This is a genomic window from Pseudarthrobacter enclensis (assembly GCF_001457025.1).
Taxonomy (GTDB): domain Bacteria; phylum Actinomycetota; class Actinomycetes; order Actinomycetales; family Micrococcaceae; genus Arthrobacter; species Arthrobacter enclensis.
The window spans coordinates 946,620-960,127 of record NZ_KQ758599.1; the positions used below are offsets into that span (position 1 = coordinate 946,620).

At 67.1% G+C, this 13,508-nt stretch carries 8 protein-coding genes; 7 read left to right on the forward strand and 1 reads right to left on the reverse strand.

The features are described from left to right. Window positions 1-286 precede the first annotated feature (286 nt). From AS031_RS04300 to metG, 7 genes are all read left to right on the forward strand, one after another. The gene (locus AS031_RS04300) at window positions 287-2,191 is read left to right on the forward strand and encodes an acetolactate synthase large subunit (RefSeq protein WP_058266847.1); all 1,905 of its coding nucleotides are present in this window, start codon (window positions 287-289) and stop codon (window positions 2,189-2,191) included. A gap of 2 nt (window positions 2,192-2,193) precedes the next feature. Then, window positions 2,194-2,706, forward strand: a complete 513-nt coding sequence (gene ilvN, locus AS031_RS04305) for an acetolactate synthase small subunit (protein WP_003801493.1) — start codon at window positions 2,194-2,196, stop codon at window positions 2,704-2,706. A gap of 84 nt (window positions 2,707-2,790) precedes the next feature. Continuing rightward, window positions 2,791-3,816: a ketol-acid reductoisomerase gene (gene ilvC / locus AS031_RS04310; RefSeq protein WP_058266848.1), complete on the forward strand. Its 1,026-nt coding sequence runs from the start codon at window positions 2,791-2,793 to the stop codon at window positions 3,814-3,816. A gap of 138 nt (window positions 3,817-3,954) precedes the next feature. Beyond that, window positions 3,955-5,544: a phosphoglycerate dehydrogenase gene (gene serA, locus AS031_RS04315; protein WP_058266849.1), complete on the forward strand. Its 1,590-nt coding sequence runs from the start codon at window positions 3,955-3,957 to the stop codon at window positions 5,542-5,544. 219 nt (window positions 5,545-5,763) lie between these two features. Then, window positions 5,764-8,559, forward strand: coding sequence for an ABC transporter permease (locus AS031_RS04320; RefSeq protein WP_058266850.1), 2,796 nt, complete (start codon window positions 5,764-5,766; stop codon window positions 8,557-8,559). Continuing rightward, the gene (locus tag AS031_RS04325) at window positions 8,556-9,311 is read left to right on the forward strand and encodes an ABC transporter ATP-binding protein (protein ID WP_058266851.1); all 756 of its coding nucleotides are present in this window, start codon (window positions 8,556-8,558) and stop codon (window positions 9,309-9,311) included. The genes AS031_RS04320 and AS031_RS04325 overlap by 4 nt, the downstream gene beginning before the upstream one ends. Before the next feature lie 34 nt (window positions 9,312-9,345). Further along, window positions 9,346-10,905, forward strand: coding sequence for a methionine--tRNA ligase (gene metG, locus AS031_RS04330; protein ID WP_058266852.1), 1,560 nt, complete (start codon window positions 9,346-9,348; stop codon window positions 10,903-10,905). Between the two features lie 105 nt (window positions 10,906-11,010). On the opposite strand, the gene AS031_RS04335 is transcribed toward metG, so the two are convergent. Continuing rightward, a complete protein-coding gene (locus tag AS031_RS04335; RefSeq protein ID WP_058266853.1) occupies window positions 11,011-13,506 on the reverse strand; it encodes an ABC transporter permease in 2,496 nt (831 codons plus the stop codon). Window positions 13,507-13,508: the final 2 nt, after the last annotated feature.

The window sequence follows — 13,508 nt, forward strand, 5'->3', positions numbered from 1 at the left end:
CGCGCGGGCTGCGGTTGGGTCCTTCCGTCGACTAGGATCAAAGAGTGGACATCGTTGTCCACATGGTGAGATGGGGTAGTCCCGCGTTGACACCCGTCACACCAGAGGGAAAACTGAACGCATGACTTTCGTTACCGCCGGCACCGTCGTCGTCCTTACCAAGCGCGTGGCACACTAGCCCCGGCAACGAACTGTCACGCGCGAAACCCCTCGAAGAGCCAGCAAGGCTTGAGGGGTTTTTTTATTCCCCGAAGTCCATTACTGATGATCCACAAGGAAGAGTCCGATGAGCAAAGGATCGCCTATCAGCCCCTCGCTGATGGCTGCCAAGTCCCCTGGAGCCACCAAGGCTCCGGAACGCGCCGACCGGACGGCTGACAACGCCGTCGTCGTCGACCTTGCTGCCGCCTCTCCTGTCATTGGGCCGAACAACGTTGTACCCCCAACGGTGATGACCGGCTCGCAAGCTATTGTCCGCTCGCTCGAAGAACTCGGCGTCGACGATATTTTCGGTTTGCCTGGTGGCGCGATCCTGCCCACCTACGACCCCCTGATGGCCTCCACCATGAACCACGTGCTGGTCCGTCACGAACAGGGAGCCGGCCACGCCGCGCAAGGCTACGCCATGGTGACGGGACGGGTGGGCGTCTGCATCGCCACCTCCGGCCCCGGCGCCACCAACCTCGTCACCGCCATCATGGATGCCCACATGGACTCCGTGCCGCTGGTGGCCATCACCGGCCAGGTGTCCAGTGCCGTAATCGGCACTGACGCCTTCCAGGAAGCCGACATCGTGGGCATCACCATGCCCATCACCAAGCATTCCTTCCTGGTGACCGACCCCAACGACATCCCGCATGTCATGGCAGAGGCCTTCCACCTGGCCTCCACCGGACGTCCCGGCCCGGTCCTGGTGGACGTCGCCAAGGACGCCCAGGTGGGCCAGATGACCTTCTCCTGGCCCCCGAAGGTGGACCTGCCCGGCTACCGTCCCGTGACGCGGGGCCACAATAAGCAGGTGCGTGAAGCCGCCAAGCTGATCGCCGCCTCCTCCAAGCCCGTGCTGTACGTCGGCGGCGGTGTGGTCAAGGGCCATGCCAGCGAAGAACTGCATGCCCTGGCCGAGGCCACCGGCGCCCCCGTGGTCACCACGCTGATGGCCAAGGGCGCCTTCCCCGATTCGCACCCGCAGCACGTGGGCATGCCCGGCATGCACGGCAGCGTCTCGGCCGTCACAGCGCTCCAGCAGTCCGACCTGCTGATCACGCTCGGTGCGCGCTTTGACGACCGCGTGACCGGCGTCCTGAAGACCTTCGCGCCCAACGCCAAGGTGATCCACGCGGACATCGACCCCGCCGAAATCTCCAAGAACCGCGCGGCCGACGTGCCGATCGTCGGCTCGGTCAAGGAGATCATCCCCGAACTGACCGAAGCCGTGCGCGCGCAGTTCGAACAGTCCGGAACACCGGACCTCACCACGTGGTGGGCCTTCCTGAACAACCTTAAGGAAACCTACCCGCTGGGGTTCACGGAACCGGAGGACGGCCTCACCGCACCGCAGAAGGTCATCGAGCGCATCGGTGCCCTGACCGGCCCGGAAGGCGTCTATGTCGCGGGCGTCGGGCAGCACCAGATGTGGGCTGCCCAGTTCATCAAGTACGAGCGCCCGCACGCCTGGCTGAACTCCGGCGGAGCCGGCACCATGGGCTACGCGGTGCCCGCCGCCATGGGCGCCAAGGTGGGCGAACCGGACCGCGTGGTCTGGGCCATCGACGGCGACGGCTGCTTCCAGATGACCAACCAGGAACTGGCCACCTGCGCCATCAACAACATCCCCATCAAGGTTGCCGTCATCAACAACTCCTCGCTGGGCATGGTGCGGCAGTGGCAGACCCTGTTCTACGAGGGCCGCTACTCCAACACGGACCTCAACACCGGCCATGACACGGTCCGCATCCCGGACTTCGTCAAGCTGGGGGAGGCCTACGGCTGCGCCTCGTTCCGCTGCGAACGCGACGAGGACATCGACGCCACTATCCAGAAGGCCCTCGAGATCAATGACCGCCCCGTGGTCATCGACTTTGTGGTGAGCCCCAACTCCATGGTGTGGCCGATGGTGCCCGCCGGCGTGAGCAACGACCAGATCCAGGTTGCCCGCAACATGACTCCGGACTGGGAAGAGGAAGACTGACGATGAGCCGCCACACACTGTCCGTGCTGGTTGAAGACAAGCCGGGCGTCCTCACCCGCGTCGCGAGCCTGTTTGCCCGCCGCGCCTTCAACATCAACTCCCTGGCCGTCGGCCCCACCGAAGTTCCCGGCATCTCCCGGATGACCGTGGTGGTCGACGCTGACGGTGACCTGATCGAACAGGTCACCAAGCAGCTCAACAAACTGGTCAACGTGATCAAAATTGTCGAGCTGACTTCCGAATCTTCCGTACAGCGCGACCACATCCTGGTCAAAGTACGTGCGGATGCCGCGACACGCCTGCAGGTGACCCAGGCTGCAGACCTGTTCCGCGCCTCGGTGGTGGACGTGTCCACCGACTCCGTCGTCATCGAGGCAACCGGCCACCCCGAAAAGCTCACCGCACTGCTTTCGGTGCTTGAGCCCTTCGGCATCCGCGAAATTGTGCAGTCCGGCACCCTGGCCGTTGGACGGGGATCCCGCTCCATGAGTGACCGGGCACTGCGCTCCGCCTAGGCCGCGCGCTTTGGCGGGCACCGTGCCCGTAACCGCAGCACCGCAAGACCACTATCTACACACCACTCAAGAGGAGTTACGCAAGTGACTGAAATGTTCTACGACGACGATGCCGACCTGTCGATCATCCAGGGCCGCAAGGTAGCCATTGTGGGCTACGGCTCGCAGGGCCACGCCCACGCGCAGAACCTGCGCGATTCCGGCGTCGAGGTTGTCATCGCCCTCAAGGACGGCTCCAAGTCGATCGCCAAGGCCGAGGACGCCGGCTTCACGGTCAAGAACGTTGCCGACGCCGCCGAATGGGCCGACGTCATCATGATCCTGGCGCCGGACCAGCACCAGCGCTCGATCTTCACCGAGTCCATCAAGGACAAGCTGAAGCCCGGCAAGGCCCTGGCATTCGCCCACGGCTTCAACATCCGTTTCGGCTACATCCAGGCCCCGGAGGGCGTGGACGTCATCCTGGTCGCCCCGAAGGCCCCCGGCCACACCGTGCGCCGCGAATTCGAAGCCGGCCGCGGCATCCCGGACATCATTGCCGTTGAGCAGGACGCCTCCGGTTCCGCCTGGGAGCTGGCCAAGTCCTACGCCAAGGCCATCGGCGGCACCCGCGCCGGCGTCATCAAGACCACCTTCACCGAAGAGACCGAAACGGACCTCTTCGGCGAGCAGTCCGTCCTGTGCGGCGGCGTTTCCCAGCTGATCCAGTACGGCTTCGAAACCCTGACCGAAGCCGGCTACCAGCCCCAGATCGCCTACTTCGAGGTCCTCCACGAGCTCAAGCTCATCGTCGACCTGATGTGGGAGGGCGGCATCGCCAAGCAGCGCTGGAGCGTCTCCGACACGGCAGAGTACGGCGACTACGTCTCCGGTCCCCGCGTCATCACCCCCGAGGTGAAGGAAAACATGAAGGCCGTCCTGGCCGACATCCAGTCCGGCGCCTTTGCCAAGCGCTTCATCGAGGACCAGGACAACGGCGGCGTGGAGTTCAAGGAACTCCGCGCCAAGGCCGAGCAGCACCCCATCGAAGAGGTGGGACGCGAACTGCGCGCCCTGTTCTCCTGGCAGCAGCAGGACGCCGACTACGTCGAAGGCTCCGCAGCCCGCTAAGGCCCGCGCGCCTTCAACGCGCAAGAGCCGGCCAACGTGCCGCGATGAGGCCGGGTTCACACTTAACAATGTGAGCCCGGCCTTTCCGTCGGCCTAGACTTGTTTCCATCCCCAGGACTGCAACGCAGAGGATCAGCCGTGTCAAAACCCGTAGTACTGCTCGCCGAAGAACTTTCCCCCGCCACCGTCGAGGCCCTCGGCCCGGACTTTGAAATCCGCCAGACCGACGGTGCAGACCGTTCCCAGCTGCTCTCGGCGATCAGCGACGTTGACGCCATCCTGGTCCGCTCGGCAACCCAAGTGGACGCAGAAGCCATCGCGGCGGCCAAGAACCTGAAGGTCATCGCCCGTGCCGGCGTGGGCCTGGACAACGTGGACATCAAGGCCGCAACCCAGGCCGGTGTGATGGTGGTCAACGCGCCCACGTCCAACATCGTGTCCGCCGCCGAACTGACCGTGGGCCACATCCTCAGCCTGGCCCGCCACATCCCGCAGGCCAGCGCCGCCCTCAAGGACGGCGAGTGGAAGCGCTCCAAGTACACCGGCATCGAACTCTTCGAGAAGAAGATCGGCATCATCGGCCTGGGCCGCATCGGTGCGCTCGTCGCAGCCCGCCTCAAGGGCTTCGACACCAAGATCCTTGCCTACGATCCCTACATCACCTCTGCCCGCGCAGCCCAGCTCGGCGTGCAGCTGGTGACCCTTGATGAGCTCCTGGCGCAGTCCGACTTCATCACCATCCATATGCCCAAGACGCCCGAAACCGTGGGCATGCTGGGCGCGGACGCGTTCAAGAAGATGAAGTCCACCGCCTACGTCGTCAACGTTGCCCGCGGCGGCCTGGTGGACGAGGAAGCGCTGTTCACCGCGCTGCAGGACGGCGACATCGCCGGTGCCGGCGTCGACGTGTTCGCCAAGGAGCCGAGCACCGACCTGCCGTTCTTCAAGCTCGACAACGTGGTGGTCACCCCGCACCTGGGCGCGTCCACCGACGAAGCCCAGGAAAAGGCCGGCGTCTCCGTGGCCAAGTCCGTGCGCCTGGCCCTGGCCGGCGAACTGGTTCCCGACGCGGTCAACGTCGCCGGCGGCGTCATTGCCCCGGACGTGCGCCCCGGCATCCCGCTGATCGAGAAGCTGGGCCGCATCTTCACGGCCCTGACCCACGACTCGCTGACCCAGTTCGACGTCGAGGTGGCAGGCGAGATTTCCTCGCTGGACGTCAAGGTCCTGGAACTGGCAGCGCTGAAGGGCATCTTCGCGGACGTCGTCACCGAGCAGGTCTCCTACGTCAACGCCCCCGTGATCGCCGAGCAGCGCGGCATCAACGTCCGCCTGATCACCACCCCGGAGACGGAGTCCTACCGCAACGTGCTCACCCTGCGCGGGGCGCTCAGCGACGGCAGCCAGATCTCCGTGTCCGGCACGCTCACCGGTCCCAAGCAGATCGAAAAGCTGGTGGGCATCAACGGCTTCGAGGTTGAGATCCCGATCAGCGAGCACCTGGTGGTGGTGGCCTACGCCGACCGTCCCGGCGTCATCGGCACCATCGGCCACATCCTGGGCATGAACAACATCAACATCGCCGGCATGCAGGTGGCCCGCCACGACGAAGGCGGCCAGGTTCTGGCGCTGCTGACCATCGACAGTTCGGTGCCGCAGCAGGTCCTGGATGCCATCAAGGCCGGCATCGGCGCCGAGATGGTCCGCGAAGTGGACCTGGAGGACTAGCCTCCACCAGGGCGCACCAAACACCGCCCAACGTGCCGCCGCCCGGCGGGTCCGGCGCGGCCACATTTGATTGGCCGGTCTGCTTACAATGGCTAGGTCCTGTTTCAGGACCGGCCCGGCAGGCCGGCCAATACCTTTTGCACATCCGTCCTCCATCGTCCATGTCCGCTGCGTGGCCGACACGGCTGTGCGCCCGCAATCCAGGTTCCAGGGAGTTCAATGAACGCCGTCCAGAGGTTCATCAGGAGCAAGGTGCTGCTGCTGACCGCGGCCATTTTGATCGCAGCAATGTGCTTGTCGGTCCTCGTCCAAAGCCAGTCGCAGGCTGCACTCAACCGGACCGTGGATGAAAATTCACGGGGCCTCTACGACGTCCTGGTCCAGGCCAAGGCGCCGTCCGGAGCACTGCTGCAGCCCGAGATCGCAAACGGCACCGGCGGCATCAGCTTCGAACAGCTGGATTCGATCAGGAAGCTGTCCGGCACTGCCGTGGCAGCCCCCATCAGCCTCGTCTCCCGGGTCACGCAGAACCTGGAGGCGCCGCGCCTGGATGCCATGGACTACCTGGGCTACAACGCCGGGCTCGCGGGCACGGCAACCGCGGACCAGGCCGCCGGTGCCACCTCCCCGGACAAGTGGCCTGCCGCCGAATCGGTGCTGAGCGACACCGCCAAAAAGTACCGGCTGACAGCCAGCGCCGTCAGCTCCGACGGCGTCTCCGAACAGACGCTGTTTAAATCCACCGCCGAGGGGACCCTGGGCAAGGCCAAGCTCGTGGAGGAGAAGGCCGCCGGGGGCAGCAGTATCCGCATCGCAGCACCGCAGGGGGAAACCGGAATCAAGTTCCCCTCACCGGCGGGCGGTTCCGAGCACAATCTCTTCAACCTCTCCGTGTCGCTGCCCCTCGCACCCGAGGTGACTGAATCGGTCGTGGCCGTGGACCCGGCAGCCGAGCGCGCGCTCCTCGGAACGGCCGGCGACTTCCTTGCCCCGCTGGAGAAAGCTCCGCCGGCGGACGCCCGAAACGCCGGCGCCGTCGGACGCTACCTGGAAGGACTGTTCAGCAACGGCATCGGCCTCGACGAACTCAAGGACGGACCGGACTTCCTGGGCGTGAAGCTCAAGTACTGGGCGCCGCTGATGACCCAGTACCAGCAGGCGAAGCGCACCGGCCAGCTCACTGCCGACTCTCAGGCGATCCCCCTCGTCGTCCGCTCCGGGACGTCACTGGACCTGAAGTACAACGTCAAGATCGAGGAGATCGACGACTCCGGCAAGGTCATCAATGAGGTGGGCACTGCCACCCGGTCCCTGGACAAGGACTACCTGCCGTTCGTCTCCAAGGACCCGTTCGCGCTGTCCTGGCCCGGTTCCACCGACCACACCTCGCTCCTGGGTGCCAACGGCAACTTTAACCAGGGCCTCTACACGCCGGCTAAGTGGAGCACCGACTTTGCGTCCGCCCCGAAGTACACCGACGGCGAAACCTCCGCCAACGGCGCCGTGGACAAGAACGCCGTCCCTGGCGAATGGGTCACGGTCAACAGGCTCCCCGAGAAGAGCGCCAACGGTGCCCCGGTGGACCAGACGCAGCGCGAGCCCGTGGACGAGCGGTCCTACCGTGACAACCTGTCCAACGGGCAGAAGCAGGCCTCCCCGCTGGCCATGGTGTACGGAACCTTCGATCCCGCCGCCGTGGCGCAGGCCGCAGGCGACGTCAACAAGCTTCCCCTCGGCGGCTACGACCCCACCCCGTTCACCGTGGTGAAGGACGCTGACGGCAAGGACGTCAAGTCCACCGAGCTCAAGCCGTCACTGAGCGCCACCGGACTGGCCAGCCAGTCAGCCGGCGCCATCACCGATTACTACGGACTCGCCGCGGCACGCGGCTACACCGACAACGCCAGCGTCATCGATGCTGTCCGCGTCCGCGCCAACGCTCCGGGCAGCTGGAAGGAAGCGCAGCCCGACGTCGAAAAGCTCGCCGCCGAGATCCGTGACATGGGGCTCGAAGCGACCATCGTGGCCGGCTCCGCCCGCGAAGACACGAGCATCTTCGTTCCCGGGTACTCTAAGGACGACGCCGGCAAGGAATCGAACCTGGGCACCGTCGAGCAGTCCTGGGTACGCCAGAACGCCGCCGAGGCCGTCACCGGCTCCCTGTCCGGCACCAACATCACCCTGCTCTTTCTGACCCTGTGCGGGGCGGCGCTGCTCACCGGGGCATCAACGGTCAGCTACATCCGGAAACGGCGCAGCGAAGCCGGAACCCTGCGGGCCATGGGCTGGACCCAGCGGCGGATCCGCAGCTGGGTGCTGGAGGAATTCGGCGTCGGCGCGGTCCTGCTGGCCGTCGTGGGCACTGTGCTGAGCCTGATCAGCTGGAGCCTGTCCACCGCCCTGGTGTGCGCCGCCGTCCTGCTGCTCTACGTTGCCGCGGCACTCTTCGCGGCACAGCAGCTGCGCCACCGTGACGTCATCGACCAGGAACCGCAGCATGACGAACGGCTCATCCCGGTGGATTCGCCGCTGACGTTCGCCAACCGCCAACTGGGCACCCAAAAGTTCAACACAATTGCCCTTGCCGTAGCCGTGGGTGTCTTCGGTGCCGCCGTCGGTGGCCTGATCGCACTCCTCATCGACATCCCGCGGGCCGCGGGTGCCAGCGCGCTCAGCGGGCTGGCGGCGGCCAGCGTTGCCCTGCCCAGCATCCTGCTGGCACTGGCGGGCGTTGTCGTGGGCCTGGTCCTGACCCTCGTGACCGGCAGGTTCGAGCTCAACGCCAAGCGCCAATACCTGGGCATCCTCGAGGCCATGGGCTGGAACCCGGATATGCTGCGCCAGGTCCGCCTGTTCGAAAACGCGCTGGTGGGAACCGTCGCCCTGCCCCTGGGCGTGCTGGGCGCCCTGGGCATAGGCCTTCTCCTGGCCCCCTATGCCGCATTGTGGGCAGGCGTCGCCGGCCTTGTGGCAGTACTTTGCTGGATTCCGATTGCAACGAAAGTGGTCCAATGACAAACCCGACGAATGTCCAGCGGAGCCGCAGGGGCGGCTCCGGCGAGGTTCCCCTGCAGACCCGCGCCAACACCATCGTCAAGGCGGCCGACCACGCCACCCCGCTGGAGCTGAGTGACATCACCATCCGCTACGGCGGCGGCAAGGGCGGGGCCGAGGCCGTCAGCGTGGTGGAGGGCTTCGACCTGACACTGCACGCGGGTGAAATGCACTGCGTTGCCGGCCGCAGCGGTTCCGGCAAGACCAGCATCCTCACCGTCGGCGCGGGACTGACGCTGCCGACGTCGGGACGCGTCTTCTGGGAAGGCGACTCGCTCGAAACCATGGGCGACGACGAAATTGCCGACCGCCGTCGGGCCCTGATCGGCTACGTGGACCAGGGCGGTGCGCTGATCGACGGGATGAGCGCGCTCGAAAACGTCCTGCTCCCGGCCGTCCCGGACGGCGAGGTGGAGCAGCGCCGCGACATGGCCAAGGACCTGTTGGACCTGGTGGGCTTGGGCCGGCGCATGCGGCACCGTCCCGCACAGCTTTCCGGCGGCGAACGCCAGCGCGTCGCGATCGCCCGCGCCCTGATCCTTGGCACCCGGGTGCTGGTGGTGGACGAACCCACGGCCAGCCTGGACCGGGCGTCGGCCAACCGCATCATCAGCATCCTGAAGGACACCACGTCCGACGGCATCGCCGTGCTGGTGGCCTCCCACGACCACGAACTGGTCAGGCTGAGCGACAGCCTTACCGAACTGATCTAGCCCATCCCTCCGCACCGAAGGTAACCGTCCGCACGTGACTGCTTCAGAGAAAACGCCGTTCTACATCACCACGGCCATCACCTACCCCAACGGTGTGCCGCACATCGGCCATGCCTACGAGTACATCGCCACCGATGCCATGGCGCGCTTCAAGCGGCTGGACGGCTACGACGTGATGTTCCTGACCGGCACTGACGAGCACGGGATGAAGATCGCCCAGACAGCGGAGAAGGAAGGCATCACTCCCAAGGAGCTGGTGGACCGGAACGCGGACATCTACAAGGCGGCGCACGCGGCCCTCGGCATCTCCTACGACCGGTTCATCCGCACCACGGACGAGGACCACTACGCCGCATCCCAGGCCATCTGGAAGAAGATGGAAGCCAACGGCGACATCTACCTGTCCAAATACGAAGGCTGGTACTCGGTCCGGGACGAGGCCTTCTACGGCGAGGACGACACCGTGGTCAGGGACGACGGCGTGCGCTACTCGAAGGAGACGGACACCGAGGTGACCTGGACGGCGGAGGAGAGCTACTTCTTCCGGCTCTCCGCGTACCAGGACAGGCTCCTGGCGCTTTACGAGGCCCAGCCGGAATTCGGCGCGCCACAGTCCCGGTTCAACGAGGTCATCAGCTTCGTCCGCCGCGGCCTGGAGGACCTGTCCATCAGCCGCACCACGTTCGACTGGGGCGTGCCCGTCCCGGGCAACAGCAACCACGTCATGTACGTGTGGGTGGACGCACTGACCAATTACCTCACCGGCGTTGGCTACCCGGACATCGAGTCCGATAAGTTCCGCAGGTTCTGGCCGGCCGACGTCCACATCATCGGCAAGGACATTTCCCGGTTCCACGCCATCTACTGGCCTGCGTTCCTGATGAGCGCCGGGCTGGAGCTGCCCAAGCGGGTCATGATCCACGGCTTCCTGCATAACAACGGCGTCAAGATGTCCAAGTCCCTGGGCAACGTGGTGGCCCCTGCCGATTTCGTGGAGCAGTACGGCCTTGACCAGGTGCGGTTCTTCTTCCTCCGCGAGGTGCCGTTCGGCGCCGACGGCAGCTACAACCATGAGGCAATCGTTGGCCGGATGAACTCGGACCTGGCCAACAACTTCGGCAACCTGGCCCAGCGTTCCCTGTCCATGGTGGCCAAGAACTGCGGGGGAGAGGTGCCCGTCCCGGGAACCTTCTCCGACGCCGACCGGGCCATCCTGGAACAGGCCGGCGGACTCCTGGAGGCGGCCCGCGCCGCGTTCGAAAAGCAGGAATTCAGCCGCGCTTTGGAGGCGGTCTGGACGGTCCTGGGCGACACCAACGCCTACTTCGCCGACCAGGCCCCCTGGGTGCTGCGGAAGACCGACGTCGAGCGCATGAACACCGTCCTGTACGTCACCCTGGAGGTGCTGCGGATCGTGGCCATCCTGGCCCAGCCGGTCATGCCCGGCTCCATGGCCAAACTCCTGGATGCGCTGGGCCAGCCGGAGGGCGAGGCACGGCAGTTCACCGCCATCTCCACCCCGATCGCGGCAGGGACGTCCCTGCCTGCGCCCACGCCGGTGTTCCCCAAGTACGAGGAACCGGCCGGGGCCTGACGCTGCCGGAACAACCTGCCGGAACCAAGGGGCAGGTGCCGCGGACATCCGCGGCACCTGCCTCTTTCCTTTTCCAGGCCTCCTTGCCGGCCGGTTCGCCGGCGGCTATCCGACGGCGAGCCCCTCCACCGGGGACAGCCGCGCCGCGCGGCGGGCGGGGATGACAGAGGCCAGCAGGCCTGCGACGACGGCCACCGCCAGGACGCCCAGCAGCTGCAGCCAGGGAACCGCGGGGGTGACCTCGGCCAGGCTGCCAAGCGCCGACCTGGCACCCAGCCACCCGTACAGGCTCCCCAGGACAGAGCCGAGCAGGGCTGCGACGCCGGCCACCAGGGCGGCCTCCAGCGCCAGCATTCCCCGCAGCTGGTTCTTCGTCAGGCCAAGCGCCCGGAGCAGGGAGTTTTCCCTGGTCCTTTCGAGGACGGACAGTGAGAGGGTGTTCGCCACGCCGATCAGCGCGATCAGCACCGCGACCCCCAGCAGGCCCGTGACCACCAGCAGCAGCACGTCGATGACCTCGTTGAAGGTGACCCGCTCGATGGCTGCGCCGCTGACCGCTCCGCCGGCCACCCCGGTCGCCGTGGCAACGGCGGATTGGATGTCCTTGATGCGGTCCCCGGACAGCTGCCCGCCGCCGGGGGCGTCTGCCAGGCGCAGCCAGAGGGCGCTGCCTGCCGCGGCATCGCCCAGCAGGCCGGACTGCTGCGCGGTCTCACCGGACACCAGCGCCGGAATGTTGCGGGTCCGCAGGACCACTGCTTCCAGGGTGACAGTACCCGCCGCGCCGGTGACGTCGGCGCGCCCCGGCCGGGCGCCCTCGGGCAGGTAGATCTTTCCAGGCTCCAGGACGAGGGTGGTGTCACGGAGCAGCCGTCCGGCCTCCGCTGCGTCCACCGCGTAGACGGGGGTTTCCGCGCCCTGCTGGCCGACATGCCCCGCGGCCGGAAGCAACGCCGCAGCCGCAACGCCGTCGATCCGCGCCACGGCGTCGCGCTGGGCCGTGGTCAGGGCGCCGGCGGTGACGGCCATGTCCACGGGGTAGGTTTCGGCGAGGGCGTCATCGAATGCCTGGCGTGCGGTGGCCGCCCCGGTCATCATCAGGGTCACCAGCGTGACCCCGATCAGCAAGGCAGCAGCCGTCACCGACGTCCGCGCGGGGTTACGGACGGCGTTGAGCGCCGCCAGCTTGCCGGGGACGCCGGCGGGAGCGGCCAGCCGTCCCGCCAGGCCCACCAGCCGTGGAACGAACAGCGTGGCGCAGAGCAGCACCCCGATGAAGGACAGCACGCCGCCGGCGAACGCCACCACCAGCATCACACTGGCCGCGCCGAAGGCCAGGAGCGGCACGCCCAGGGCGAGGGCGGCGAGGCCCAGGACCAGCCGCACCCGGCCGCGCCGGTTCCCGATGCCCGCATCATCGGCCGGACGCAGGGCGGCGAGCGGGGCCACGGCCGTCGCTGCCCTGGCGGGGACCATGGCGGCGGCGACGGTCAGGACAGTCCCCACGGCAAGACCTGCCACGATGGCCGACGGCGGCACGGCCATGGTGGCGAAGGCCATGTCCGGCTGCGTCCCGGCCCAGCCAATCAGGGCTGCCATCAGGCCGACGGCGGCGAGCACCCCCGCAGCGGAAGACACCACGCCCACCACCAGGGCCTCGGCCAGGACCGAATTGCGCACCTGCGTCCGGGCGGCGCCCAGGCACCGGAGCAACGCGAGCTCCCGGGTGCGCTGGGCCACCAGCACCGCGAAGGTATTGGAAACCACCAGGCCGGAAACCAGCAGGGCGATCCCTGCGAACGCCAGCAGGACCACCGTCAGTTCGTCCTGGCCGCCGGTCATCAGGGCCACCTGGGCCGTGACCTGCTCGTCGGCCGTCTTGACCTGCGCTTCGGCTCCGGTGCCGGCAAGCGCTGCCAGCGTGCCTGCCCTGGCCGCGGCAACATCGGTGCCCGGCGACAGCGCCAACTGGATACTGGCATAGCCGTCTGCAGCGCCTGAACCGGCACCGGATGCCTGGCCGGCCGCCGCCAAGGCACTGGCCGCAGGAGTTCCGGCAAGGAGTTGGGGGAGGGCGGAGGCGAAGGGGTCATGGCTGCCGCGGAGGATCCCGGTGACGATCATTGCCATGGTGGTGGTGCCGTCAGGAGCCCTGAGTTCCAGGGAATCGCCGACGTGCAACCCGTAGCGCCCGGCGGTGTCGCTGTCCACGGCGACGCCGTCGGCACGCGACGGAAGGGCGCCATCGGCAACGGCTGCTGTTTCCAGGGCTTCGGGCGCCAGGTTGCGGACCTGGCCGAAGACCTCCTGCCCGCCGGCTGTGAACTCCGCGTACGCCTGCAGGCGGCCGTAGGCTTCGCTGACACCGGGTACCCCGCGGACCGCTGCCAGGGCCGCGCCGTTGAAAGTCCCCCCGTCCGGGGTGGCGATGAGTTCCGCCTTGCTGTAGGCCTCGCCGAGGCTGGCGCCCAGCGACGCCCTGGTGCTGGCTCCGACCATCAGTGTGGTGGACAGGAAGGCCATTGACAGCATGACAGCCAAACCGACGGCGACGAACCGCCGGCTGTGGGACTGGAATTGCGAGAGGGCGACGCGCAGCACGC

Bases quoted from the DNA above. Each gene is read 5' to 3' on its own strand.
- AS031_RS04300 (WP_058266847.1), top strand. From the start codon at position 287: ATGAGCAAAGGATCGCCTATCAGCCCCTCGCTGATGGCTGCCAAGTCC.
- ilvN (WP_003801493.1), top strand. From the start codon at position 2,194: ATGAGCCGCCACACACTGTCCGTGCTGGTTGAAGACAAGCCGGGCGTC.
- AS031_RS04320 (WP_058266850.1), top strand. From the start codon at position 5,764: ATGAACGCCGTCCAGAGGTTCATCAGGAGCAAGGTGCTGCTGCTGACC.
- AS031_RS04325 (WP_058266851.1), top strand. From the start codon at position 8,556: ATGACAAACCCGACGAATGTCCAGCGGAGCCGCAGGGGCGGCTCCGGC.